Genomic DNA, 26387 nt, shown 5'->3' on the forward strand with positions numbered 1-26387 from the left:
CATGCATTACAAGATCATCTCTGACCTTCCTGGCCGCCTGCGCCTGCGCTGCGGCTCCAACCTCTTTGGAGACGAGGAGGCGCGTGGCGTCGCATACGCGCTCATGCGCAGTCCCGGCGTGAGGCATGCGGAGGTCCACCCCGCCAACGGGTCGGTCCTGGTGGTCTTTGACCCGTCCTGTCGCGAGCGCGTCCTCGGCGTGGTAGACGGCCTCGATGTCCTCAGGCTTCCGACTGCGGAAGTGGGCATCGAGTCGTACGCGAACGCCATCGAGATCGCGGCCGAGAACAACCGCTTCGCCCTGCGCCTGGGCGGCCTCATCGCCTGGCGTGGCATACGGAGCCTGCTTCTTCCTGCCCCCCTGCGCCACGCATGGACGCTCATGCGCTCCGTCGGCTTCATCGCGGAGGGTCTGAGGCGTCTTGCGCGCGGCGAGATCACGGTCGAAGTGCTCGACGCCACCGCCGTGGTGGCGTCGCTCCTGAGGCGCAGCTTCGGCGAGGCCGACACGGTCATGTTCCTGCTGCAGCTCTCCTCGGTCCTGGAGAGGCACGTGCAGAGCCGCGCCCACCTCGCCCTCAAGGACGGTCTCATCACGCGCGCCGAGAACGTCTGGGCCGTGGTCGATGGCAGGGACGTGCGCATCTCCATGGACGAGGTCGAGCGTGGCCAGGTGCTCCACCTTCCCCAGGGGAGCGTGCTTCCCGTCGACGGCACGGTGGTGGACGGGGAGGGACAGATAGACGAGGCGTCCATGACCGGCGAGTCACGCCTGGTGCACAAGTCGGTGGGGTCCACGGTCTATGCGGGCACCGCCCTCGAGGACGGGGACCTCCTCGTTCGCGTGACCGCTGCTCCGGGGGACGCGCGCATCGACGGCATCGTGACCATGGTCGAGCAGTCTTCCGAGCTCAAGGCGGGCGTCCAGAGCAAGGCGGAGCACCTTGCTGACGCGCTGGTGCCCTACAGCTTCCTCTCGTTCTTCGCGATTCTGGCCCTGACGCGCAACGTGACGAAGGCCATGGCCGTGCTCATGGTCGACTACTCCTGCGCCATCAAGCTCTCGACTCCCGTCGCGGTCATGAGCGCCATCGACGAGGCCTCCAAGTGCAGCATCGTGGTCAAGGGCGGCAAGTACCTCGAGGCCCTCGCCGCTGCGGACACCGTCGTCTTCGACAAGACCGGCACCCTCACCCATGCCTCTCCGCGCGTCGAGAGGGTGCTGAGCCTCGCCGGTGCGGACGAGGACACCGTGCTGCGCTACGCGGCATGCATAGAGGAGCACTTCCCCCACAGCATGGCGCGCGCCATCGTTGCCGAGGCAGACCGACGTGGCCTCAGCCACGAGGACGAGCTGCACGCCAGGGTCAACTACGTGGTTGCGCATGGCATTTCGACGCAGGTGGACGGGCTCGAGGCGCTCATAGGCAGCGCCCACTTCCTCTTCGAGGACGAGGGGATCGCGAAGCCGGACGACCTCGAGGAGACCATCCAGGAGGCCATGCCCACCGCCTCGGTTGTCTACCTGGCGCTCGGCGGCGAGCTCGTGGGTGCCATCTGCATCAGCGACCCGCTGCGCGGCGAGGCTGCCGCGACCATCGCGCGCCTCAGGGGGCTCGGCATCCAGAAGGTGGTCATGCTCACGGGCGACTCCGAGTCCTGCGCCGCCCACGTCGCCTCCTCCGTCGGCATCGACAGCTACCATGCGCAGGTGCTGCCAGAGGACAAGAGTGGCTATGTGCAGGCGCTGCGCGACGAGGGCCACACCGTCATCATGGTGGGCGATGGCATCAACGACTCGCCGGCACTTGCTGCGGCAAATGTTTCGGTCGCCCTCTCTGACGCGAGCGACATCGCCCGCGCCGTGGCCGACGTCTCGGTGCTGGACTCGTCGCTCGAGTCCCTGGTGACCATGCGTCTCCTCTCCCAGCGCCTCATGGGCCGCATCCGTCGCGACTACGGCTTCATAGTGGGCTTCAACTCCGCGCTCATCGCCCTGGGAGTTGCCAGCGCCATATCCCTCACGACCGCCGCCTACCTGCACAACGCCTCCACGCTGGGCGCGGTGGCCCTCAACACGCGCCACTTGCTGCGAGCGGGGGAGGGAGGGGTCGACTAGCGCGCCTCTCTTGCCTTGGGCTGGCTGCGTGCGCCTGGGACTTCCTGCTCCCGTCCTGTCATTTGTGCTTGCGTCTTCCTATAATTGGTAAGCACGAGCTAACTTTTGGACATGGATGGGAAGCGCATGGAGAATGCAGCCTACCTCGAGGTCACGGACCTCAGAAAAGGGTACGGGTCGGGAGAGGCCCACGTGGAGGTCCTCAGGGGCCTCTGCACGGGTGTTCGGTCGGGCGAGATCTGCACCCTCCTGGGCCCCTCGGGATCGGGCAAGTCGACCTTCCTCAATCTCGTGGGTGGCCTCGAGTCGGCCGACTCCGGCAGCATCCGCGTGGGCGGAGAGGAGCTCACGACCCTCTCCAAGCGCGAGCTCGTCGAGTACCGACGCCGCGAGCTCGGCTTCGTCTTCCAGTTCTACAACCTCGTCCCGGACCTCACGATCAGGGAGAACATAGAGGTCTGCGCCTACCTCTCTTCCGAGCCCCTCCCCATGGACGAGCTCCTCGAGTCCCTGGGCCTCTGGGACCACCGCGACAAGTTCCCCAGCCAGGTTTCGGGCGGCCAGCAGCAGCGCTGCGCCATAGGACGCGCCTTGGTCAAGGCCCCCCGCCTCCTGCTCTGCGACGAGCCCACGGGCGCCCTCGACTACAAGACCTCCAAGGAGATCCTCCAGCTCATGGAGGACGTCAACCAGCGCTATGGCTGCACGATGGTCATCGTCACCCACAACGAGGCCATCCAGTACATGTCCCATCGCGTGCTCCAGCTGCGCGACGGACAGATCGTCTCGGAGCATACGAACCAGACGATTAAGCCCGCCTCCGAGCTGAGCTGGTAGCCGCCATGAGGAACCCACTCGACAGGCGAATCCCACGCGAGCTCAAGGCGAACCTCGGGAAGTACCTGGGCATCTTTGCCCTCCTCTTCCTCATCTCCGCCATGGTGACCGGCTACATGGTCGCCGCATCGTCGCTCCAGGCGACCATCGAGGGCATGCGCGACAGGTATGTCGTCGAAGACCTGCAGTTCGACTGCGACTTCGAGGCCCCCAAGAAGGCGGTGAGGGCCGTCGAGGCGCTGGGGATGACGGTGCACGAGAACTTCTACCGTGACCTCACGATGGGCTGGAGGAAGGCGTCCGGGGAGGAGGGAACCGGCACCGTCCGCGCGATGCGCGTCAGGCGAGACTTCGACCTTCCCATATACGTGGAGGGGGAGGAGCCGAACTCGAGGGGCCAGATCGCGCTCGACCGGACGTTCTGCGAGAACAACGGGCTGCGGGTGGGGGACCACGTCACCGTGGACGGGAGGGACTTCGCCATCAGTGGCGTCATGACGCTCTCGGATTATCCCACCCAGATGGTCCACAACTCCGACCTCATGTACAACACCCAGAGCTTCTCGGTCTCGCAGGTCTCTGACGAGGACTTCGACCAGCTCGTGGGAAGCTCGGCGCAGTGGCGCTATTCGGCGGTCCTGGACGATCGTTCTATGGCGCTTCCCCAGAGGGTCGAGCTCGAGAGGAGGGTGGCAGAGGCCATCAGCCAGAACGGCGCGTCGCTCTCGAGCATCGTGGACCGCGAGTCCAACCAGGCCATCACCTTCAGCCAGGACGATGTGGTCCAGGACCAGGGCATGTGGGAGGTCATGCTGGTCCTGCTCGTGCTGATCATGGCCTTCGTCTTCGTCGTGCTCACCAACGCCACCATCGAGGAGCAGAGCTCGGCGATCGGCACGCTGCTCGCCTCGGGCTGGCGGCGCTCGGAGATCCTGCGCCACTACCTCACGCTGCCCGTCCTGGTGGGGACCGTCGCCTGCGTCGTGGGCAACGTGGTGGGCTACGCGTTCCTGGTCAAGCCCATGGCCAACCTGTACATGCGCAGCTACAGCCTACCTCCGTACGTTGTGACCTTCCAGCCGCGCGTCTTCGTGATGACGACGCTCATTCCCCTGGGCATGCTGGTGCTTATCACCTTCTTCGGCCTGCTGCGCAAGCTGGGTGCGACCCCCCTGGCGTTCCTGCGGCACGAGACCTCCCATCGCAGGGGCCTCGGCCGCGTGCGCCTCCCCAGCTCCTGGGGCTTCTCCCTGCGCTTCAGGGCGCGCGTCTTCCTGCGCAACATCTCCCAGTTCGTCATCCTCTTCCTGGGCATCTCGGTGGGAAGCATCCTCCTTCTGATGGGGCTGATCATGCTGCCCACCGTCGAGCACGTCGCCCGCACCATGAGCCAGTCGGTTCCCGCCCAGCACGTGTACCTGCTCAAGGCGCCGTTGCGCCTCGACGGCAGCGTCGACGAGCGGGCGGCGTTCGAGGCGGCGGAGACCCTCTCCACCTCGAGCGCGGAGGACATCCAGGCACTCGACCCCGCGGCACTCCTGGGCCTTGCGGTCAAGGCGCAGACGGTCAACCCGGACGACCGGGCGGTCAACGTGCGCGAGAACTCTCCCGAGCGCATCGAGCAGGCCGAGCGATTCGCCGCCGCCAGCCTCGAGGTCAAGCGCAACCTTGCCGACTCGATGGAGCAGATCACGCTCTATGGCATCGAGGAGCCGTCGCGCTACTGGTCTGACGTGCAGCTCTCGCACGGCGGCATCGTCGTGGGGAAGGGGCTGTCCCAGAAGTGTGACCTCAGGGTCGGGCAGACCTACCCCTTCATCGACCGCTTCGAGGGCAAGACCTATGAGCTCAGGGTGGATGGCATCACGGATGGCGACACCAACATGGACGCGTACCTGTCGCGTGCGGACTTCTGCGCGCTGATGGGGGAGCCGGACGACTACTTCAACGGCTATGCGTCGGACGAGGCCCTCGACCTCGACCCCCGCTTCGTCGCCAAGGAGATCACGCCGCAGGAGATGCTCAAGGTCGTCGACCAGATTCAGGAGTCCATGGGCGACATCATGAACACCATGGTCGCCCTCTCGGTGCCCTTCTACCTGGTGGTCATGTACCTGCTCACCAAGACGGTCATCGACAGGTCCGCCCGCTCGATCTCGTACATGAAGGTGTTCGGCTACCAGGACGGCGAGGTCGCCCGTCTCTACGTCCGCTCGATCACCACGGTGGTGGCCCTGACCCTAATGCTGAGCCTCGGCGGGATCGTAAGCCTCTTCAGGCTGATCATGAAGTTCATGATGGTCAACTACTCCGGGAACTGGACGCTCTGGTACGCACCCCAGCACCTGGTGGAGCTGGTGGTCATCGGATTCGCCACTTATGGCGTCGTCGCCCTGATTCACCTGCGCAACATTCGCAGGGTCTCCCTCTCGGAGGCGCTCAAGGTCCAGGAGTAGCTTGCGACGCGCCGCCAGCGACGACGCGACAAGGAGCGCGGCCTCCGTCTCCCAGGGGACGGGGGCCGCGCCATGTGGGCGAGAGAAGACCCCCGTCGAGTAAGGGCCTGCCCCGCCTTCCTGCTGGCCGCGCCATGTGGGCGAGAGAAGACCGCAAATCCTGTGAAATGCTGTCGTCTAGCTGCGCCAACAGGCCAAACGCGAAAAACGACAGCATTTCCCACAGAATGCTGTTTTCGCATCCTGCGCTAGCGTGTCTCCGTCGTCGCGCTACTCCGCCTCCGCGCGGCGCTGGTCGGCACCGCGGCGGTTCTCGCCCTCGAGGGAGCGGATGTGGGCTATGTCCTGGGTGGTCTCGAGTGCGCCCAGGTATCTGCCCTCCTCGTCCCTCACGGCAAAGTAGCGGATGTAGAGGAACTGCTCGCCCCTGTGGATCCAGAACTCGAAGCTGTCCTTGGCACCGCTGCGGAAGTCCTCGAACACCTTGTGGACCATGGCCTGGCTCTTGGGGGGATGGCAGTCGTAGACGTCGCGTCCCAGGCAGCTCATCGGGCGCGGGAAGGCGCGCGTGTCCCCGTGGCTGAAGTAGCGGGTCTTGTCGTCGGCGTCGACGAAGGTGAGGTCGAGGGGGATGGTGTTGAGAACGGCCTCTATCTGGGCGACGCTGAACTCTCCCGTGGAGAGCCTGACCTTCTGCGTGCCGCCTGCCTGGGGCGCCTCGGGGGCAGGGGCGGACGCGCCGGCGTTGAGCCTTTCCTCGGCGATTTCGAGCGCGGAGGCGCGCCATGCGGGGGGCTCGTCGATTAGGACGTAGCCGAACTCGCCGCTCTCCTCGGCGATCTGCGTCCACTCGGATGCTCCCAGGGTCTCGAGCGAGAGGGGCACGAGGACGTTCTCCTCCTTGCTGACCATGGACTCCGCCCCCTCGCAGGCAGCGGCGAGCGTGTCCGCGGCTGCGGCGAGCCCCGCCGCGTCACCGGAGCTCGCAAGGGCCTCCGTCATCTGCCTCAGGTCACCCACGAGCTCGCGGACCTCGTCGTCCTTGCCCCACATGACCTTCGAGGGGCCCGTGACGCCGTGACGCTCGAGGTGGGGGAAGAGGAGCTCCTCCTTGCGCTTGTAGTGCGGGAAGATCGCGGCGAGCAGGTCCGCGTCCGCACGCAGCTTCTGGGCGAGCGCGCGAACGACGTCGGCACCCTTGGCCGCGCGGGAGAGGTCGACGTCGTCTCGAAGCCCCTCGATCAGCTTGAGTATCTGCTCGTTCTCGCTGCGCAGGGTGTGGACGGGGTGGCCGGGCCTGTCCTGGGGGTCCGTGCCCGAGAGGCCGGGCGCGCAGGACACGCTGCCCTCGAAGAGCGTGGCGTGCACGTCGCAGAGGCGCTGCACCTTCTCGACGGGAACGCCGCCCGAGATGAGGGCCTGCTCGGCCGCGGCGATCTCGCCGCCCGAGACGTTGGCGAAGTGGAGGGCGAAGTCCTTGCGCACGTCCTCGACGTCCTCGCCGGCGCCGAGGCGCTCGAGGTAGCTGGTGAGGAGCGCCTGGCGCTGCTCGGGGGTCTCGTCTGCCACCTCGGCTGCGGGGGCGTGTGCGGGCTCGTCCTCGTGGCCCTTGACGGAGAAGCCCGCCGCCTTGAGGCCCGAGATGACCTCGTCGAGGTCGATTCCCTTGGCCTTGCAGCCCTTGGGGATGGTCATGAGGCGACCCATGGTCTGGAGCCTGCCGGGCTTGGTTATCTCGTCGAAGCCGAGCGTTGCCATGACGTCCTTGAACTCGGGGAGTTCGGAGCAGAGTTCGTAGACGGTCTTCTCGAGGTCGATGAGCTTGTGGTTCATTGCTTCCTCCGTGAGTTAGGGGTGGCTAATGTTTGCCAGGCACTTACTACCCCACGAGAACTGTCCCAAACAGGGCAGCATTTCCGTGCACAGAAAAAGGCCCCGCACTGATGCGGGGCCTCGAAGACGCTCGCGTGCGAACGGAGGCTACTTCTTGGCCTTGCCCTGGTTGGCGACGGCGTTGATCTTCGCCTCGATGGTGGCGGGGTCGCCGATGTAGTGCTTGTCGACGACGTTCCAGTCCTTGTCGAAGGTGTAGGAGCAGGGGATGCCTGTCGGGATGTTGACCTCGAGGATCTGCTCGGGGGTCAGGTGCTCGAACTGCATCACGAGGGCGCGCAGGCTGTTGCCGTGCGCGGCGATGAGGACGCGCTTGCCGGCCTCGAGCTGGGGCTTGATCTCCTGCTCGAAGTAGGGCCAGGCGCGGGCGATGGTGTCCTTGAGGCACTCGGTGTAGGGGAGGTCCTCCTGCGGCACGTCGCGGAACTGGTCCTGGACGTGGGGGTCGCGCTCGTCGCCGGGCTCCAGCGCGGGCGGGCAGACGTCGAAGGAGCGACGCCAGATCTTGACCTGCTCGTCACCGTGCTCGGCGGCGGCGTCGGCCTTGTTCAGGCCCTGGAGGGCACCGTAGTGGCGCTCGTTGAGGCGCCAGGTCTTGTGGACGGGCAGCCAGTTGCGGTCCATCTCGTCGAGGACGTGGTTGAGGGTGTGGATGGCACGCTTGAGCAGCGAGGTGTAGCACACGTCGAAGTCGTAGCCTGCCTCCTTGAGGGCGCGCCCGCCAGCGGCGGCCTCCTCGTGTCCGGTCTCGGTGAGGTCGACGTCGGTCCAGCCGGTGAAGAGGTTGAGCTTGTTCCACTCGCTCTCTCCGTGACGGATGATCACGAGGTGCATGTACTCGTCGTTTGCCATGGCATTCCCTTCTCGTTGGGGGAGGGTTCTCCCCTCAGCTGCCTGCTACAGCTTGAATGATAAGCCTTGGGGCGGCATGACGTGCCGAGGGGCATGCGCTGGCAGCCTCGTCAGGCCCTTCCATGCGTCATGCGACCCGCTTCCTTCGCACCAAAAGGATTCTGTGGGAGGGGAGAGGGGCTCCAACTGGGAGGACGGCACCTCTCTTCGCATGAGAGCGTAGTCGTGCGAGCGGCGGTGCCGTATGGTGACGCAGGCCGCATCGGGACGACGCTCGTGCGAGCGGCGATGCCGTATGGTGACACAGATCACGTCGGGACGACGCACGCGAGAAAGCGCAAGCGCGAGTGGCGGCTTCCCGAATCGCACGCCACACGGGATTCCCACCTGCGACGAAGCGCCATGAATGCTCCAATCGGACGCCTGCCGGCCTTTCGCTCGACATTAGTTAGCTTTGGTGTACTCTACTTGCCAGCAGGAGTTAACGCGAGTTAACAAAAAGCCCCGAGGGCAGGTAAGGACGGCCCGAGGGGAGTGGGAGGCGCAAAGGCGCGCGACCCACGGCAACTCGTTTATCCCTACCTGGCGCAAGCGGACCCTCTCCCCGTCTTGCGAACAGGTCCTCAAGCGCCGCCCGCGTCCCCCCTTTCCTGCGCGAGCGGCGCTCTTTTTGTCACTTTGCCCGGGGACGTCGCCGAGCGCGTCGTCCCCGGGGCTCATAAGGGGTGATCCAATGAGCGGAAAGAGCGCGATGTCGGTGCGACTGGTCCATGCGCCACTCGAGGGCTGCGACGCGGAGCAGAGCGCCCTCGCGCACGCCTTCGCCACCACCCTCGTGCGCTGCTGCGCCGCCGTGATCGAGGGGACCAAGCCCGCGGCGCTCTTCTCGTTCAGACCTCCCGCCTGCGACTGTGGGAACGCGGCCTGCCGCAAGGCCCGCCTGAGGGAGACGATCGCCGCCTACGCGCGCGAGCTTCCCCTCCATGGCCTGGACCTCACCGTCCTCGGCCACGCGGGGGACCGCGTGCAGCTCCTCGTCTGGCGCTCCTCCCTCGTGGAGGGAATCGTCCGCGACCCGGAGCTCAGCTCCTTCCTCGAGGCGTCGGGCTACCGTTGTGGGAGCGCGTCCGAGCTGGTGGGCTGCTTCCGCCATCGCCTCGCTGCCTTCCACCTGAGCATCGAGCCGCGCTTCCCCCATGAGGTGGGCGTGCTCCTGGGGTACCCCCTCGAGGACGTCAGGGGCTACATCTCGGGCGGGCGGGAGACCTGCCGCGGCCCCTGGAAGGCCTATGGCAGCGCCAGCGAGGCGCGTCGCCGCTTCGGGAGGGTGGCCGCGAGCGAGGAGCGCTGCCGCAGGCGCTTCGCCNCCCTGCCCACGCCCATGATGAACGTCCTCAACGGCGGGGTCCACGCGGACAACAACGTGGACTTCCAGGAGTTCATGATCATGCCCGTGGGCGCCCCCGACTTCAAGACGGCCCTGCGCTGGTGCGCACAGGTCTACCACACCCTGAAGGGCGTGCTGAAGGACGCCGGCCTCTCCACCGGCGTGGGCGACGAGGGTGGCTTTGCGCCCAACCTCAAGACCAACGCCGAGCCCTTCGAGTACCTCATGGCCGCCGTCAAGAAGGCGGGCTTCACGCCTGGCAAGGACTTCATGTTTGCCATGGACCCCGCCACCAGCGAGGTCTACAACAAGGAGACCGGCATGTACGAGCTCAAGGGCGAGGGCCGCTCGCTCACCAGCGACCAGATGGTCGACTACTGGGAGGAGCTCGTCGGCAAGTACCCAATCATCTCGATCGAGGACGGACTCGCCGAGGAGGACTGGGACGGCTGGGTGAAGCTCACCGAGCGCCTGGGCAAGAAGGTCCAGCTCGTGGGCGACGACCTCTTCGTCACCAACACCGCCCGCCTGAAGAAGGGCATCGAGCTGGGCGCCGCCAACGCCATCCTGATTAAGGTCAACCAGATCGGCACCCTGACCGAGACCCTTGAGGCCATGCAGACCGCGCAGCGCGCCGGCTACACCTGCATCGTGAGCCACCGCTCCGGCGAGACCGAGGACACCACCATCGCCGACCTGGCCGTCGCCACCAACGCCGGCCAGATCAAGACCGGTGCCCCCGCGCGCTCCGACCGCGTGGCCAAGTACAACCAGCTCCTCCGCATCGAGGATGCCCTGGGTGACTCCGCCGACTACGCCGGACTCTCCGCGTTCTACAACGTTCGCTAGTCCCTGGGCCTCCGGGCGCGGGCTTTCGGGGCGGGCGCCCGACGCGGTCCTGTGGATTCGCGGTCGGGCGCCCGCCCTTTTCCCTCTCCTCGCATCGCAGGGGTGGCCGTTCGCCTACAGTTTGTCTTGACTAACAGTATTGGAGGCCGACATGGGTATCGCCGACGTCGTCATAGTGCTTGCTGTCATCGCCCTCCTGGGGCTTTGCGTCCGCTCCTTCGTCAAGGGAGGGTCCGAGTGCTCGGGCTGTGCCTCGGGCGCGAGCTGCAGCGCACGCGCCACGGGTAAGGGGAGCTGCTCCGCCGCCCAGGATATGCTCGCCCGCGCCAACGCCGCGCTGGACTCCGCCGGACGGGCGGCCGGCGGCGAGTAGGTTCCCGCGCTTCCCGGTGCCGTCCGCCCGCGGTCGCCCGGGCCCCTCTCGCCTTGCGTGAAACAGAGGAGTAACCTCTGTGTGCGAACGTCTGAATGGCATGACTCGCGACCGTCGGGGCCGACGCGTGCGCGACCCAACGGACCTGCAAGGAGGAGCCCATGAGCGGCGACAGGAACATCGACTTCGTCCTGAGGACGGTGGAGAAGCGCGACGTCCGCTTCATCAGGCTCTGGTTCACCGACGTGCTGGGCAACCTCAAGTCGTTCTCGATCTCGTCCGAGGACCTCGAGGAGGCCTTCGAGGAGGGGGTCGGCTTCGATGGCTCCTCCGTGGCCGGCTTCGTGTCACAGGACGAGTCGGACATGCTCGCCTTCCCTGACGCCACCACCTTCCAGGTGCTCCCCTGGCGGCCCGAGAAGTGCGGCGTCGCCCGCATGTTCTGTGACATCCGCACGCCCAGCCGCGAGCTCTTCGAGGGGGACACCCGCTCGGTGCTGACCCGCGTCTTCACCGCCGCGGACGAGAAGGGCTACGTCATGAACGTGGGTCCCAAGCTCGAGTACTTCTACTTCGACCAGGAGAAGGCCCCCACGCCCGTGCCCCTCGACCATGCGGGCTACTTCGACCTGACCTCGTCCGACTCCGCTATGGACCTCAGGCGCGAGACCACCCTGAGCCTCGAGCACATGTCCATCCCGGTGACCTACTCCTACCACAGCAGCGCCCCCTCCCAGAACGGGATCGAGCTGCGCTACTCCGAGGCCGTCACCTGCGCGGACAACATCATGACGTCGCGCCTTGTCATCAGGCAGCTGGCCCACGAGCACGGCATGATGGCCTCCTTCATGCCCAAGCCCTTCACGGGGGCGTCGGGCTCTGGCATGTTCCTCTACCAGTCGCTCTTCGACCACGACGGCAACAACCTCTTCTGGGCCCCCAAGACCGAGCACCCCGCGCACCTCTCGCCCCTGGCCCAGCACTACGTGGCGGGACTCCTCAAGTACGCCCCAGAGTTCATGNGTGCGCGACCCAACGGACCTGCAAGGAGGAGCCCATGAGCGGCGACAGGAACATCGACTTCGTCCTGAGGACGGTGGAGAAGCGCGACGTCCGCTTCATCAGGCTCTGGTTCACCGACGTGCTGGGCAACCTCAAGTCGTTCTCGATCTCGTCCGAGGACCTCGAGGAGGCCTTCGAGGAGGGGGTCGGCTTCGATGGCTCCTCCGTGGCCGGCTTCGTGTCACAGGACGAGTCGGACATGCTCGCCTTCCCTGACGCCACCACCTTCCAGGTGCTCCCCTGGCGGCCCGAGAAGTGCGGCGTCGCCCGCATGTTCTGTGACATCCGCACGCCCAGCCGCGAGCTCTTCGAGGGGGACACCCGCTCGGTGCTGACCCGCGTCTTCACCGCCGCGGACGAGAAGGGCTACGTCATGAACGTGGGTCCCAAGCTCGAGTACTTCTACTTCGACCAGGAGAAGGCCCCCACGCCCGTGCCCCTCGACCATGCGGGCTACTTCGACCTGACCTCGTCCGACTCCGCTATGGACCTCAGGCGCGAGACCACCCTGAGCCTCGAGCACATGTCCATCCCGGTGACCTACTCCTACCACAGCAGCGCCCCCTCCCAGAACGGGATCGAGCTGCGCTACTCCGAGGCCGTCACCTGCGCGGACAACATCATGACGTCGCGCCTTGTCATCAGGCAGCTGGCCCACGAGCACGGCATGATGGCCTCCTTCATGCCCAAGCCCTTCACGGGGGCGTCGGGCTCTGGCATGTTCCTCTACCAGTCGCTCTTCGACCACGACGGCAACAACCTCTTCTGGGCCCCCAAGACCGAGCACCCCGCGCACCTCTCGCCCCTGGCCCAGCACTACGTGGCGGGACTCCTCAAGTACGCCCCAGAGTTCATGCTGGTCACCAATCCCACCGTGAACTCCTACAAGCGCCTCGTCTCCAACGGCGAGGTTCCCGTGTACGCCACCTGGGGCCGCAAGAACCGCTCCGCGCTGGTGCGCATACCCACCCACAAGCCGGGCAAGCACCAGGCCACTAGGGTCGAGCTCCGCAACCCCGACCCCACGGCCAACCCCTACCTGGCCCTCGCGGTCTCGCTCGCGGCAGGCATCCGCGGCATCGAGGAGGGGCTCGAACTTCCCGAGGAGTCCTTCTCGGGCTTCGAGCGCCTCAACGACGGCGAGCTGGCGAGCAGGGGCTTCCGTCGCCTGCCTAGAAACCTCGGCGACGCCATAAAGCGCTTCGACAGGAGCGAGCTCATGCGAGAGACCCTGGGAGACCACATCTGCGACTACCTCGTGGCGCAGAAGTGGCGCGAGTGGGACGAGTACAGCGCCACGGTCACCGAGTGGGAGCGCAAGAGCTACTACGCGGGCCTGTAGGCGGGGCTGGGGCTCGGGTGGCCTCGTCCCGACGCCGTCTGGGATGGCGTGAGGGGATGGTGGCGATGGGCTCGCCGCCGTCCTCTCCCTTTCGTCCTCTCGACCTGGCTTTGTTTCGTCAAATTAAAACATTGCACCCACTGTTATGCAAATTTTGGAATTAACCCCTTCAAAATTCGTTGCATAAACTATACTTCCACCAAAACGCGCCCCAACTGGGACGCGGGCGGCGGGACGGAGTCTGGCACAGACCCGTCCCGCGCGACGTTCTTAGAGGGAGTGGTGGTCATGGGGGACGGCAGGCGCACGACGCGGCTCAAGGGCCTGGGGGTGACGCTTGTCCTCGCGGTGCTCCTGGCCTGTGGCCTGGGGCTCGCGGGCTGCTCGGGCTCGACCTCCTCCGCCGGCGACGCGGCGGAAGACCTGGGCCTGGTGACCCCCGGCAAGCTGAGCGTGGTCTCGGACCTCGCCAACCCGCCCTTCGACTACATAGAGGAGGGGACCACCAACCCCGCGGGCTTCGAGGTGGAGCTCATGCAGGCGCTCGCGCAGAAGCTCGGCCTCGAGTGCGAGTTCCTGCCCGCCCAGAAGTTCGACTCCATCATTCCCATGATCAAGCAGGGCGGCAAGGCGGACGTGGGCGCATCGAACTTCACGATCACCGACGAGCGCCTGGAAGAGATCGACTTCACCGACGCCTACATCGACTCCAACCAGGGGGTCGTCACCTCCGCCGCCCTCGCGGGTCCCGTCGAGGCGGACTACTCCTCCGCGCTCGACCAGGCTGGCGCGACCGTGGCCGTCCAGGCGGGCACCACCGGCGAGGCGTGGGCGCGCGAGAACCTGCCCAACGCCAACGTCGTCGCCCTCGACGACCCCATCGCCGCCCTCACCGGCGTGCAGAGCGGGCGCTACCAGGCGGTGGTGGCAGACCTGCCCGTCATGCAGTACGAGGTGCTCAACTCCTATACCCAGCTCAAGGTCGCGCTGCAGGTTCCCACGGGCGAGCAGTACGGCATCGTGGTGAGCAAGGACAACCCCAGGCTCACGGCCGCGCTCGACGAGGCGCTGGCGGAGGCGCGCGCGGACGGCACCCTGGACGCCCTGGAGCAGAAGTGGTTCGGCTCGAGCGAGGGCTCCTCTGCCACGGCCGCGACGACGCAGGGGGACGCGACCGCAGGTTCGTCCTCCGCCAACGCAGCGGACGCCGGCAGCGTCGCGGTCGAGAAGGCCACGGCACGGCCCAACGAGAGCGGTGGGTCTGGCGTCATTGGTGGCATGAACACACGTCTGACCTGGGAGGGGACCGTCCATGTCGCCGCGGGTGTCTCGTCGGTCACCCTGACCCTTCCCGAGGGCTCGACCTTCGACGGCTCCAGCACCCGCGTGACGGTGCTCGACGGCCTTGACCGCGTGAGCGTGGACGCCACCGCCAAGCCGTCCGGCACGAGCCTCGAGGTCGACTTCGCGACCCCCATCCCCGACGGCTCCCTGCTCAGGCTCGAGGTCACCGACATGCAGTTNCCTCCGCCCTCGACCCCGAGCTCGTCCGCGGCGTCCTTGCCGTCATGCGCGACCTCGCGCTCAACAGCGGCATGACCATGGTCGTGGTCACGCACGAGATGGGCTTCGCCCGCGACGTCGCCGACCGCGTGGTCTTCATGGAAGGCGGCGTGGTGGTGGAGCAGGGCCTTCCCGAGGAGGTCTTCGACCACCCCAAGACCGAGCGCACACGGGAGTTCCTGGGCTCGATAGGCTAGGCCAGGCACCCCTCGCAAGAAACGGGTCGTTACCAGGTGGGGCCCTTGCCAAGGGGTGGCGGGGCCCCGATTTATGCTAGTCTTCTAAAAAGTGTTTCGCGCACCGGTGGCTTGTCCCGGTCGTTCGTGGTACGTCTGGGGGCGTTCATGCACCACAAGAACATACTGCTCCTCGCAAGGACCTCGCGCTTCATCGAGCGCATGCGCGAGCTCAAGCACGCGCTGGACGTCTCGATCCTTCCCACCACGCCCGAGACCTTCTCGCAGGCGATCTCGTCTGGGCACGACTTCGACCTGGTCATCCTCGACATGGACGGCCTGAGCCAGGACACGCTCGCCGCGGTGGACTCCTACGTGTCGGACAACGGCTTCATCCCCACGCTGAGCATCCAGGACGAGTCCAAGCTCTCGAGCCTGCGCATGCCCGCGCAGGGGAGAAACGACTTCATCCTTGCCAGCGCCGGCGAGGCGGAGTTCGAGGTCCGCTGCGCCCTGCTTCTGTGGCCGGGCGAGGAGAGTGCCCCCGCGGACATCGTCACCGTGGACAACATGGCAATCAACCTGGCCACCTACCAGGTGTACATCGACGAGGAGCCCGTGGACCTCACGCTGATGGAGTACTCGCTCCTCTCGTTCCTCGCTACGCACCCCTCGCGCGCCTACTCGCGCGAGACCCTGCTGCATCGCGTCTGGGGCTTCGAGTACTGTGGCGGCACCCGCACGGTGGACGTGCACATCCGACGCGTCCGCTCCAAGGTGGGCCCCCAGGTCGCTGCCCACATCGTCACCGTGCGTGGCGTGGGCTACCTCTTCAAGCTCTAGGGCTGAGGCTGCGGGCTTGCGAGCTGCGGCGGCGTCGCGAGGCAGATTACGGCCGTTCTCGCCTAGGTTTTTCAGATAGCCAAAAGTGATGTTTCCCTTGCATGTGAGCTCTTGGTGCCTCGCGTTGCGCGCGCGGCCGACGGGTAGATTGAGGGCTATGACACGCCGTCCCGTGGGTGCCCTCGCACCTTTGGAGAAAAGAGGCAGACATGGCCACGTTTGACGAGAACCGCCCTCCCGTGCCCGGCGCTCCCGCGCAGCCCGACGACCAGACCCAGGTCGCTGCGACCCAGGTGCACGCGCAGGCGGCGCACGCGCAGGAGCCCTTCGGCAGCGTTCCGCCGTCCGGGGTCGGCCAGGCGCCGGCGAAGGGACCCCGCAGGGGAGGGGTCGCAAAGGGAGCCGTCTTCGGCGCCGTCGGCGGCGTGCTGGGCGCTGCAGCCCTGGTCTTCGCGCTCAAGGCAGGAGGCGTCATCGGCGGCACGCAGATAATCAAGACCACCGACAGCTCCGCCGGGCAGACCGTCAACATCACCGCGAGCGACCAGGACGTGAGCGTCGCCCAGGCGGTCGCCGCCAAGGCGCTCCCCTCCGTCGTCTCGGTCAACGTCACGACCTCCGAGGGCTCCGGCATCGGCTCCGGCGTCATCCTGGACGCCGACGGCAACATCATCACCAACTACCACGTCATTGATGGCGCCACCGCGATCTCGGTCAGCTACGGCGGGAAGAGCTATGACGCCAGCGTGGTGGGCAGCGACTCCTCCAGCGACCTCGCCGTGATCAAGGTCGACTGGGCGGGCACCGAGGTGACCCCCGTCGAGGTGGACGACTCCAGCAAGCTCGTAGTGGGCGACTGGGTCATGTCCATCGGCAGCCCCTTCGGCCTCGACCAGTCCGTCTCGGCCGGCATCGTGAGCTCGCTCTCGCGCAACCAGCTCATGCAGTCGTCCTCGGGCAACACCCTCTACACCAACCTGATCCAGACTGACGCGGCCATCAACCCCGGCAACTCCGGTGGCGCCCTCGTCGACTCCCAGGGCAAGCTGGTGGGCATCTGCACGCTCTATTCCTCGAGCACCGAGTCGTCCGCGAGCGTGGGCTTCGCCATCCCGTCCAACTACGCGGTTGCCGTCGCCAACAAGATCATCGCGGGCCAGACCGTGACGCACGCCTACATCGGGCTCTCGATGCAGACCGTGAACTCCCAGAACGCCACCATGAACAACCTGGCGGTCAACCAAGGTGCCTACGTGAGCGAGGTCACGAGCGGCAGCCCCGCCGACACGGCCGGCATCCAGAAGGGCGACATCATCACCGCCGTCAACGGCGAGTCCATCATCTCTGCCGACGGCATGATTCTCAACATCCGCTCGCACGAGATCGGCGAGACGGTTGCCGTCACCTTCATGCGCGGCACCAGCGAGCAGACGGTCAACGTGACCCTGGGCTCCGACGAGGCCCTGCAGGAGCAGCAGAAGGGCAGCGGCAGCGACCAGGGCAACTCCGGGTCCGACTCCGGAAACGGCATCTCGACCAACGACCTGTACCGGTACCTGGAGGAGCTGTACAACCAGCGCAACCAGCAGAATGACCCGTTCGGCAACCGTGGCGGCGGCTACAGCCAGACCCAACAGGACGGCAGCCAGTCGTAGCCACGCTCGTGACGCACGTTCTCGGGGGGCTCGGCGGCGACGCCGGGCCCCTTCCTTCTGTGGCCGTCCTATGGTCGAGTCCGCCACCCCATCATTACATATGCCCTCAGGGGGTATAGTGACGTCGATGGAACATACCCTCAAGGGGTATTGAGGAGGAAGCGATGCCAGAGGAGAGGGACGTGGACTCGCAGCATGCCTGCGACGTCAGCATGAAGGCGACGCCTCGCGACGAGAGGCTCAAGCGCGACCTCGAATGTCGGATCAACCGGGCGATCGGCCAGTTGGGTGGCATCAAGAGCATGGTGGAGGAGGACCGCTACTGCGGCGACGTCCTCACCCAGCTCGCTGCCGTCGAGTCCGCCGTCAAGGCGATCTCGCGCGAGGTCATGCGCGACCATCTTCAGACCTGCGTGGTCGAACGCATCCAGGCGGGGGACACCGAGGTGACCGACGAGGTCATGCGGCTCTTCAAGAAGTTCATGTGATCGCTCCTGCGGACGCGGGAAGAGGGGAGGCCCTGCCGATGGCAGAGACCGCTACATATGCCAAGGATGGCACGGCGCAGAGCGGTGCCGTGCGCGAGACCTTCGATGTCACGGGCATGACCTGCGCTGCCTGTTCGGCCAGGGTCCAAAGGGCTGCGTCGGGCGTTTCCGGCGTCGCCGCAGCCAACGTCAACCTGCTCAAGAACTCGATGGAGCTCGAATATGACGGGTCGGCTGCCACCGTGAGCGCGGTGCAGGCCGCCATCAGGAAGGCGGGCTACGGTGCCACGCCGCGCCGAACCCATGCGGAGGGCACGGACTCGGACGGGACGCCCCTCTCGCCCGAGGCGGCGGGACTCGTGGACCCGCAGAGGGCGGCACAGCGCGCCATAGACGAGAAGCGAGGCCAGCTCGTCGTCTCGCTCGCCTTCTCCGTGCCCCTCTTCTACCTGGCCATGGGTCCCATGTTCGGCTGGCCCGAACCGCCCGCGCTTGCGGGCATGCAGGGCATGATGGCCTCCGCGCTCACGCAACTGTTGCTCTGCATCCCCATCCTGTTCGCCAACCGTCACTACTTCGTCATGGGCTTCAGGACGCTCGCGCACCTCTCGCCCAACATGGACTCGCTCATCGCCATCGGCTCGGCGTCGTCCTTCGCCTACAGCCTGGTGGGCCTGTACCGCATGGCGCTCGCCCTGGGGGTGGGCGACGCAGGACTCGCGCACGCTGCCTTCCATGGGCTGTACTTCGACTCGGCGGGCATGATCTTGACCCTCATCACCTTGGGAAAGTTCTTTGAGGCCCGCGCGAAGGGCCGCACCACCAGCGCCATCAGCGCGCTCATGAACCTCGCTCCCAAGACCGCGACCGTCGTGCGTGACAGCGTCGAGCGGGAGGTGGCTACCTCCGAGCTGCGCGTGGGAGACCGCGTCGTGGTGAGGGCCGGAGAGTCCGTGCCGGTGGACGGCGTGGTCGCGGAGGGTGCCGCCTCCGTGGACGAGTCTGCCATCACGGGCGAGCCCCTTCCCGTCGAGAAGGGCGTGGGCGACCGGCTGACGGGCGCCACCGTGTCCAGGCGGGGCTGGCTGGCCATGGACGTGACCGCCGTGGGCGAGGACACGGCCCTCGCGCGGATCATCCGCCTCGTGGACGAGGCGACCAGCACCAAGGCTCCCATCGAGAGGCAGGCGGACCGCATCGCCGGCGTCTTCGTGCCCGTCGTCATCGCCATCGCGCTGGCCACGCTGGTGGCCTGGCTCGCGTTCCTCTCGCCTGGCGACTTTGCCGGCGCCTTCACGCACGCCGTCTCGGTCCTGGTGATCAGCTGCCCCTGCGCGCTGGGGCTGGCCACGCCGACGGCCATCATGGTGGGTACCGAGCGCGGGGCGGCCAACGGCATCATGATAAAGAGTGCCGAGGCCCTCGAGGGCGCCTGCAGGTTGGACACCGTGGTGCTGGACAAGACCGGCACCGTCACCGAGGGCGCGCCCCGCGTGACCGACGTGGTGATGGCCGAGGGCGTCGAGGAGGACGAGCTCGTGGGGCTCGCCGCCGCGCTCGAGCGCAAGAGCGAGCACCCCCTGGCCGAGGCCGTCTGCGCCTATGCCGACGGGCGTGACGTGGCCAGCGAGGCCGAGGTCGAGGGCTTCGAGCAGGTCGCGGGTGGTGGCCTTGCGGGCACGGTGGCAGGCTATGCCGTGCTGGCCGGCAACGCGCGCCTCATGGCGCAGCGCGGCGTGGATGTCTCTGGGCTCACGCGTGCGGCGGACGACATGGCGGCACGGGGGCGCACGCCGCTCTTCTTTGCCGCCGACGGGAGCGCTCTGGGCCTCATGGGCGTGGCCGACGTGGTCAAGCCCAGCTCCGCCGAGGCCGTAGCCCGCCTGCGCCAGATGGGCGTGCGCACCATCATGCTCACCGGCGACCAGGCCGCGACGGCGCAGGTGGTCGCCGACCAGGTGGGCGTGGACGAGGTGGTGGCGGGGGTCCTTCCCGACCAGAAGGAGGAGAAGGTCCGCGAGCTCCAGGAGGCAGGCGCCAGGGTGGCCATGGTGGGAGACGGCATCAACGACGCGCCGGCCCTGGCCCGGGCGGACGTCGGGATCGCCATCGGTGCCGGGACCGACGTGGCCATAAGCTCGGCGGACATCGTGCTGATGCGCTCCGACCCGGCAGACGTCGCCACGGCGATCGAGCTCTCGCGCGCCACGATGCGCAACATCCGCCAGAACCTGTTCTGGGCCCTGTTCTACAACGCCATCTGTATTCCGGTGGCCATGGGCGTGCTGGCCCCGTGGGGCGTCACGCTCAATCCCATGATCGGGGCGGCCGCCATGGGCTTCTCGTCCGTGTTCGTGGTGAGCAACGCGCTCAGGCTCTTCGGCTGGAGACCCAGCCGGGCGGCGCGGGGTGGTGGCGCGGGCGTGCGTGACGCCGGAGTGGGTGGCGCCGTGGCGAATGACGTCGAGCCGCGTCGAGCCGAGATGCGCGGCGGAACCAAGCAAGTCGATGCAAGCGGGAAGGCTCCCGAGGGAGCCGACGAAGGGAGAGAAGACATGACCGAGAAGACCTTGAACGTCGAGGGGATGATGTGCCAGCACTGCGTGGCCCATGTGACCGAGGCCCTGGAGGGCGTCAAGGGCGTCAAGAACGTCCGCGTCTCGCTGGAGGACGGCACGGCCAAGGTGGACGCCGGGCTGCTCGTCAAGGACGAGGCGCTCGAGCAAGCTGTGGTGGATGCCGGCTACAAGGTGACCTCCATCGCGTAGGAGGCACCGCCGAGGATGGCGCCTGGGCTGAGGCGCCTGGCGCACATGGTGCGGGGGCTCGCTCTGGTGGACCCCCGTACTTTCTGCCTTGCGGGCGTGGACTTGCGGTTGTGCGGCGTCACCTCTCGTTCTCTATGCCTTTCTCTGAAATCACCAGCACAAAACCCCAGTTGAGAGGTACGGCAGTTCAGAGAGTTGCATAGAGAAGCGAGGCTGGGGGGCTACGGCGCACTCGTGGTTGGGGGCGTGCTGGCGACCGGGGGCAGCTTGTGCCGCGGGCGAGGGGCGCTGTCGATGAAGAGGCGGGCCCCCGTCCCCACGGCCGCTATTCCGCCCTGTGCACCCTCAGCCGCAGCAAGAAGGCAAGGGCGACGATTGCCACGGTCGTCGAGGCGGCAAACAGCACCGACTGGGCCCCAAGCCTGTCCGCGAGCAGCGGCGCGAGGAGCAGCGGCACGATGCCCGAGCTCATGATGCCCATTCGAATGACGCTGCTCACCCGCCCCAACTGCCCGATCTCGCAGCGTTCCTGGACGAGCGTGTGCTCGACGGGAACGGAAAGGCCGTTGCCCACGCCCAGGACAAGCTGTCCCAGCACGGCGCACCATGGCTTCCTGGTTCCGACATAGAGCATGGCACCCAGGCCCTCGACGAGGAGGGTGGTGGCCAGGAGCCTGAGGCTCACCTGGCGGCGTGGGATGCGCAGCAGCGCGAGCGACCCCAGCGTGCAGCCCACGCCAGCCACCATGGAGAGCCAGCCCATCCAGGACGCGTCGAGTCTTAACACGTCACGGTAGTAGACGGACTCGAGAGCATCGAAGGCCCCAAAGGCAAAGAAGCCAAAGAAGCACATCGCAAGGATGAGGCGAAGGTCGCGGGAGGAGAGCGTCACGCGAAGCCCCTCTCCGAATTCGCGCAGGGTGGCCTTCGGCAGCGGGCCATCGTCCCTCTCGCCTGCCTGCCGTGCTCCGGGCAGCTCCTTGCATGCGACGGCGCAGGCCAGCGCAGCCCCGAGTGATGCCGCCATGAACGCGAAGACGCCGCTGGTCGACGACGCGGCAGAGATGGTCCCTCCGATGGCGGGCCCCACCACGACGGAGACGCTCGTCGCGGTGTCAATGAGCCCGTTCAACTGCTTGAGGCGCTCGCCCTCCTGCGTGAGGTAGGGGGCGAAGCTCGACAGCGTCCCACTCGAGACGCTCCACGCGAGGCTAAAGAGGCAGGAGGACGTCATGAGCATGAGGGGAGAGAGGGGAACGGCCCACGCAAACAACGCCAGGCAGATCCCGCCGGCGAGCGAGGCCAGCAGGACCTGCCGCGGCCCTCTGCGGTCGATCAGTATGCCAGCGGCGATGCTGCCGAGGAACGTCGCCGCGTTGTACGCAAGGGTGAGAAGGGAGACCAGGTCGGGCCCCGCGCCAAGCGCATAGGTCGCATAGCCGATGATGCCTATGAAATAGGATGACTGGAAGGCGGTCACGAGAAAGAAGGATGCGAGCACGAGGGCGCGCTCGGATGGGCTGCACGCCCTGAGCGACTTGACGAGATGCATGGGTGGTCTCCTGGGTGACGTCTGCAAATGCCCATCGCCGCTGGCCCATGGGCCTCGCGTGCGGTGGCGATGCATATGAGGGATGCGGACAAGAGTGGACAGGCTGGCTGCCACGGCACGCCCTAATGGGCGAGGCGCTCCTTGATCCCAGCAGACATACGACATTCTCCCAGACGGAGTGGGCCATCAAGAGTCGACGACGGCCCCTTGCTCGTGCAACAACACGCGGGCAACTATAGCACAGCCCCGCCCGGCTCCACTACTTGGGCGGGGCGGGGCATGCTCTGCGCGCTTATCGCATCCTGTTAGAGATTTATGAGTATCGTGTCACCAAGGTGCAGGAGCCCATTGAGGTTCACCGTCAGCCGTCCCAGCTGCTGAACGGGGACGCCAGGCAGCGCGCTGATATCAAATCCGCAGCTCACGAGCGCTGTGAGAGTAGAGAGGGCCCCAAGTCCCACGAAGCCCAGGCCGGAAGAGAGCAACTCCTTGGGCCATCGAGGGGCGTGGAGCCTCGTGCGGGGTCGCGATGCCGCCGCATCACCCTGCCCGCCTCGCCTGAAGAGGCCGACGATCCGAAGGCCAAGCAGACGGATGGTCTCCACGAGGGCTTGCGTCGCCCAGGCGACCAGGGGAAGCAGGAGCAGCGCCGTGCCCGTGGAGAGCATCCCCACGCCAAGGACGAAGAGCCCGGAGAAGGGCACGCCCGCGTGGAGGGACGAGAAGAACGTCACGACGCTCGCGACCCCCAGAAAGATCCCGCAGCCAAAGAAGAGCCACGCGCAGAGCAGGAGGGAGAAGAGCGTGACGTATGCCGACGCGACTATCATCAGGAACGCGATGACGAACATCCCCCAGACGGGGAGCGTCAGGATTGCCAGCACGAGGTTGACCAACGCGAAGCGCGTGGCAAAGCGACGGACGAGGTGGGGGACGGGAGCCGTCTCGCTGGCTGCCGCCTGGGCACAGGTGACGGGCAACCCCATGCACGCGGTGGCTTCCTGCTCGGAGAGCCCGTCGTCCATGCGCTCGTCGATGGCGTCGGCGTAGTACTCCCTTGCCGCACGGACCTCGTCTGCCGAGAGCCGACGCTTTGTCAGCTCGCCTTCGAGCGCGTCGAGGAATGCCCCTTTGTTCATTGCTCCGCTCCCTTCTGGATGAAGTCCATAAGTCGGTCGATGGCGTCGCGCTCGGCGACGAATTCCCGTAGCTGGAGGCGCCCCTGCTCGGTGATGGAGTAGTACTTGCGCAGGCGACCGTTATGTTCGCTGCGATACTCCGTGAGGGCACCCTGCTTCTCCAAGCGACGGAGCACGGGATAGAGCGTCGACTCCGAAAGCTCCAGCGATGGCGGAGCATCCCTCACGATCTGGTATCCGTAGGAGTCCTGTGCGGCGAGGATGGCAAGAACGCACGCATCGAGGAACCCACGCTTGAATTGCGAGTCCAACTTCCCTCCTCTCTCTAACTGTGTTTTACATCATACTATGTAAAACACAGTATGATGTAAAGAGGAAAAGAGGCCGACTCCACAGGAGGGGAGGGCGACGTGTGCGATGCGTGCGGGACGGTTCGGCGCCGTCGGGACGCTACGGGTCAGTGCGCTATGTGACTCACCAGGAAGTCAGCCGCCACGTTGACGACCTCGCTGTAGGCCGGCTCCACGAAGCCGTGGCCCCCGCCGTGCACGACGTGCAGCTCGGCGTGGGGGAACAGCGCCGCGGCACGCTCGGAGTACGAGAGCGGCACGGCTTGGTCGCTGTCGCCGTGGCAGATGAGCACGTCGCGAGGGAACGAGGGGATGTGCTCGAAGAAGTCGTAGTCCCAGCAGCTCTGCAGGAACGCCTTGCTCACCGTCGTGGTCATGATGGGGAACTCGTCGGGGATGTCCTCTCGCCTTGGGCAGGCGGCGCGCACGGAGTCGTGCAGGTTGAAGGCGGGATAGAGCAACACGCAGGCGCGCACGAGCTCGGCGTTGGCGCGCGCGGCCATGAGCGTGACGGTGGCCCCCAGGCTGGCTCCCATGAGGAAGACGTTGTCCTCGTCCACGAAGGGCTCCCGCGAGAGCTCCCATGCAACGGACTCGAGGTCGTGCTGCTCGGTGAAGAGCGACATGCCGCCAGGCTGGTCGCTCGAGCGGCTGTAGGGTCCCGAGCCGCAGAAGTCGAAGACGTAGCTGACCATGCCGCGCTCCGCCGCCGTGCGGGCGTAGGGCTCCATGTCACCACGGTTCGTGGCGAGTCCGTGGGAGAAGATCGCGGTGGCTCGCGGGCGACCGTCGTCGAAACCCTCGGGCAGGAAGAGCTTGCCGTAGATGTCCCGGTCCTCGCGCCGGCCCCACCATTCGCGCTCGACGTAGCTTCCCATGTGGCCTCCATCCCCTGTGACGCATGGCGTCGTTGTGCGCATGCGTGGCGCTTGCGCCTGCGGCGGGTCGCGTGCGATGCCATGCGCGGTGTGTTGCGCATTGTGAGGATTCTAGGGGACGACGGGGACGTTGGGTCGGCTGCCGCGCACTTCGACCCACGGACGTAATGCGAGGGAGGATGCCGGCATCTCTCCGCCGTGACCCGTATTGCTGCGGCGCAGTGGTTTGCTGCGACGCGGTGACGTGCCCTGCTGCGATGCTGTACCCTGCCGCGACGCGGCGACGCGCCCCGCTACGATGCCGTACCCTGCTGCGACGCGCCCTCACCCTGCCACCTCTCTCACCCTCCGTTCTCTATGCAAGTTCCTGACTTGTGCGCCCTCAACTCTCGTTCTCTATGCCTTTCTCTGAAATCGCTATTACAAAACCCCAGTTGCGATGTGTTGTCGTTCAGAGAGTTGCATAGAGAACGCCGTATGCGGGGGGGATTCCGCTGAGAACGCCGCATGCGGGGGGGATTCCGCTGCCAACCCACCGCCGGAACTCACCACCGGAACCCCGCTGTTGGACCCCGCTACCGGGATTCATCGTCGGACGGCTGCCAATCACGATGGCCGGGGCGAAGCTCGATTCTTCCAGGCTCGCCCACCCTCGGGACCCCGTAAGCCACAAGCAGACGAGAGAAGCGCTGGTCATCGAGCAGGTCGGCGAACGAGAAGCGCAGGATGCGCGCACCCTGCGCGCTGATCCTGGATTCCCGCAGGCGCTCGTCGGCAAAGACGTCAACGGCATCTCTCCCCTGCGTCATGCGGGGGTTGCGGTACTTCTCTCGCCCGTCGAACTCGCCAAACACCGTCGCTCCGTCAAGCGCCGCCCAAGCGAAGTCGACACGGTAGCCATGCCAGGGCTCCAACGGGTCTGGCACCTCGACCTGCAGCTCGGGAAGCATGAAGCCAAGCTCTATCATCGCCCCACGAGCTATCGACTCGCCGCCACTCTCCGCACGGCCATCGGCATAGGACGCCACCACGCGCGCGTGCTTGATGCCGCGAGCTCCCTTGCGAGGTGCCGCGAACAGGGACGTGAGCCACTCCCGTGGTTTTCCGGTCACCCTCAGTGCGGAGTCGGCGAGCGCGAGCCCGCCTCGGAAGTCGAGTCTCCTCAGACAGTCGTAGACGGTCCGCTCCAAGGTCGAGACCCGTACGCCCGCGACGACCGTGCGCTCGTCGCGCCCGATGACGTGCCTTCCGACGTTTCTTGTCGAACGACATGGTGCCTCTTTGCGCGTGGCGACCTCGATGCGACTGGCGGAGCGGTACGAGACGGAGAGCCCATGGACGAGCGCGGCTGAAGCCCCGCAGAACACCCAGTCGGGATGGAGTGTCGCGAGCGCCCGAATTCGGCACATCGCGCGCCTGGCCGCATCGAGCCCATCCCAGTGTGCCGCACGTGCGTAGGCAGAGCTCTGGACGCGCGCAAGCTCCCCACGTCGGGTCAGATGATCGAGACGATTCCGTACGGCCGTGGTGGATGGAACCAGGCAGCTTTCGCGTGCCTCGGCGTCGTCCAGGGCCACTCTCAGCTCGTCCGTCACGCTTCCCTCCACGCCTCTCCCTTCGACGGGAACTACTGGTAAATGGAATGATTTCCCATATGTGGGGAGACGTCCACACCGCCCGTCTGGTTGTTGTTCCGCAAACGGTAGCTTTGCGCTTAGCTGCCACGTTCTCTATGCAAGTTCATGACAGGCCCCCTCCTTCTCTATGCCGTTCTCTGAAATCGTCATCGCAAAAGCCCAGTTGGT

At 66.5% G+C, this 26387-nt stretch carries 17 protein-coding genes and 4 pseudogenes; 14 read left to right on the forward strand and 7 right to left on the reverse strand.

Translation table 11 applies throughout. From position 1 onward, the window contains the following. Position 1: 1 nt before the first annotated feature. The 3 genes from BQ7388_RS03765 to BQ7388_RS03775 all read left to right on the forward strand — a co-directional run bounded on the left by BQ7388_RS03765 (position 2) and on the right by BQ7388_RS03775 (position 5412). The gene (locus tag BQ7388_RS03765; protein ID WP_062529601.1) at positions 2-2119 is read left to right on the forward strand and encodes a heavy metal translocating P-type ATPase; all 2118 of its coding nucleotides are present in this window, start codon (positions 2-4) and stop codon (positions 2117-2119) included. 126 nt (positions 2120-2245) lie between these two features. Continuing rightward, positions 2246-2956, forward strand: coding sequence for an ABC transporter ATP-binding protein (locus BQ7388_RS03770; RefSeq protein ID WP_062530369.1), 711 nt, complete (start codon positions 2246-2248; stop codon positions 2954-2956). 5 nt (positions 2957-2961) lie between these two features. After that, on the forward strand, positions 2962-5412 hold the full coding sequence (locus BQ7388_RS03775; protein WP_062529603.1) for an ABC transporter permease: 2451 nt from the start codon (positions 2962-2964) through the stop codon (positions 5410-5412). 270 nt (positions 5413-5682) lie between these two features. Here the strand turns inward: BQ7388_RS03775 and BQ7388_RS03780 are convergent, their stop codons facing one another. Both BQ7388_RS03780 and gpmA read right to left on the reverse strand, forming a co-directional pair. Beyond that, positions 5683-7245, reverse strand: coding sequence for a DUF438 domain-containing protein (locus BQ7388_RS03780; RefSeq protein WP_072499817.1), 1563 nt, complete (start codon positions 7243-7245; stop codon positions 5683-5685). A 147-nt stretch (positions 7246-7392) separates the two neighbouring features. Then, positions 7393-8157 carry a 2,3-diphosphoglycerate-dependent phosphoglycerate mutase gene (gene gpmA / locus BQ7388_RS03785; RefSeq protein ID WP_062529607.1) on the reverse strand — a complete coding sequence of 255 codons (765 nt, stop codon included), beginning with the start codon at positions 8155-8157 and terminating at the stop codon, positions 7393-7395. A 751-nt stretch (positions 8158-8908) separates the two neighbouring features. Here gpmA and BQ7388_RS13585 point away from each other — a divergent pair. From BQ7388_RS13585 to BQ7388_RS03840, 11 genes and pseudogenes are all read left to right on the forward strand, one after another. Then, positions 8909-9463: pseudogene (locus BQ7388_RS13585) on the forward strand (DUF3793 family protein); the annotation flags it as partial. Between the two features lie 63 nt (positions 9464-9526). Beyond that, positions 9527-10393: pseudogene (eno, locus tag BQ7388_RS13590) on the forward strand (phosphopyruvate hydratase); the annotation flags it as partial. Positions 10394-10544: 151 nt separating this feature from the next. Beyond that, entirely contained in the window at positions 10545-10766 is a 222-nt protein-coding gene (locus tag BQ7388_RS03800) for a hypothetical protein (RefSeq protein ID WP_009277919.1), read from the forward strand. Positions 10767-10927: 161 nt separating this feature from the next. Then, a pseudogene (locus BQ7388_RS03805) lies at positions 10928-11788 on the forward strand (glutamine synthetase family protein); the annotation flags it as partial. Between the two features lie 35 nt (positions 11789-11823). After that, the gene (locus tag BQ7388_RS03810; RefSeq protein WP_072499818.1) at positions 11824-13170 is read left to right on the forward strand and encodes a glutamine synthetase family protein; all 1347 of its coding nucleotides are present in this window, start codon (positions 11824-11826) and stop codon (positions 13168-13170) included. Between the two features lie 288 nt (positions 13171-13458). Continuing rightward, positions 13459-14769, forward strand: a complete 1311-nt coding sequence (locus BQ7388_RS03815) for an ABC transporter substrate-binding protein (protein ID WP_234946821.1) — start codon at positions 13459-13461, stop codon at positions 14767-14769. Next, positions 14697-14930 (forward strand): annotated as a pseudogene (locus BQ7388_RS03820) (ectoine/hydroxyectoine ABC transporter ATP-binding protein EhuA); the annotation flags it as partial. The gene BQ7388_RS03815 and the pseudogene BQ7388_RS03820, both read left to right, overlap by 73 nt. 147 nt (positions 14931-15077) lie before the next feature. Then, the gene (locus BQ7388_RS03825) at positions 15078-15752 is read left to right on the forward strand and encodes a winged helix-turn-helix transcriptional regulator (protein WP_062529619.1); all 675 of its coding nucleotides are present in this window, start codon (positions 15078-15080) and stop codon (positions 15750-15752) included. 209 nt (positions 15753-15961) lie between these two features. Then, on the forward strand, positions 15962-17407 hold the full coding sequence (locus BQ7388_RS03830; RefSeq protein WP_072499819.1) for a S1C family serine protease: 1446 nt from the start codon (positions 15962-15964) through the stop codon (positions 17405-17407). A 164-nt stretch (positions 17408-17571) separates the two neighbouring features. Next, entirely contained in the window at positions 17572-17895 is a 324-nt protein-coding gene (locus tag BQ7388_RS03835; protein WP_009277913.1) for a metal-sensing transcriptional repressor, read from the forward strand. A 38-nt stretch (positions 17896-17933) separates the two neighbouring features. Then, positions 17934-20663, forward strand: coding sequence for a heavy metal translocating P-type ATPase (locus BQ7388_RS03840; RefSeq protein ID WP_072499820.1), 2730 nt, complete (start codon positions 17934-17936; stop codon positions 20661-20663). A gap of 325 nt (positions 20664-20988) precedes the next feature. On the opposite strand, the gene BQ7388_RS03845 is transcribed toward BQ7388_RS03840, so the two are convergent. The 5 genes from BQ7388_RS03845 to BQ7388_RS03865 all read right to left on the reverse strand — a co-directional run bounded on the left by BQ7388_RS03845 (position 20989) and on the right by BQ7388_RS03865 (position 26189). Continuing rightward, positions 20989-22215, reverse strand: coding sequence for an MFS transporter (locus BQ7388_RS03845; RefSeq protein ID WP_072499821.1), 1227 nt, complete (start codon positions 22213-22215; stop codon positions 20989-20991). Between the two features lie 305 nt (positions 22216-22520). Further along, positions 22521-23354, reverse strand: a complete 834-nt coding sequence (locus tag BQ7388_RS03850) for a DUF1700 domain-containing protein (RefSeq protein WP_072499822.1) — start codon at positions 23352-23354, stop codon at positions 22521-22523. Next, entirely contained in the window at positions 23351-23665 is a 315-nt protein-coding gene (locus BQ7388_RS03855) for a PadR family transcriptional regulator (protein WP_009277909.1), read from the reverse strand. Before BQ7388_RS03855 ends, BQ7388_RS03850 begins: the two co-directional genes overlap by 4 nt. 146 nt (positions 23666-23811) lie before the next feature. Further along, positions 23812-24582, reverse strand: coding sequence for an alpha/beta hydrolase family protein (locus BQ7388_RS03860; protein ID WP_062529629.1), 771 nt, complete (start codon positions 24580-24582; stop codon positions 23812-23814). Between the two features lie 575 nt (positions 24583-25157). Beyond that, on the reverse strand, positions 25158-26189 hold the full coding sequence (locus BQ7388_RS03865; RefSeq protein WP_062529631.1) for a hypothetical protein: 1032 nt from the start codon (positions 26187-26189) through the stop codon (positions 25158-25160). Between the last annotated feature and the right edge of the window lie 198 nt (positions 26190-26387).

This window comes from Olsenella phocaeensis, from assembly GCF_900120385.1.
GTDB lineage: Bacteria > Actinomycetota > Coriobacteriia > Coriobacteriales > Atopobiaceae > Olsenella_I > Olsenella_I phocaeensis.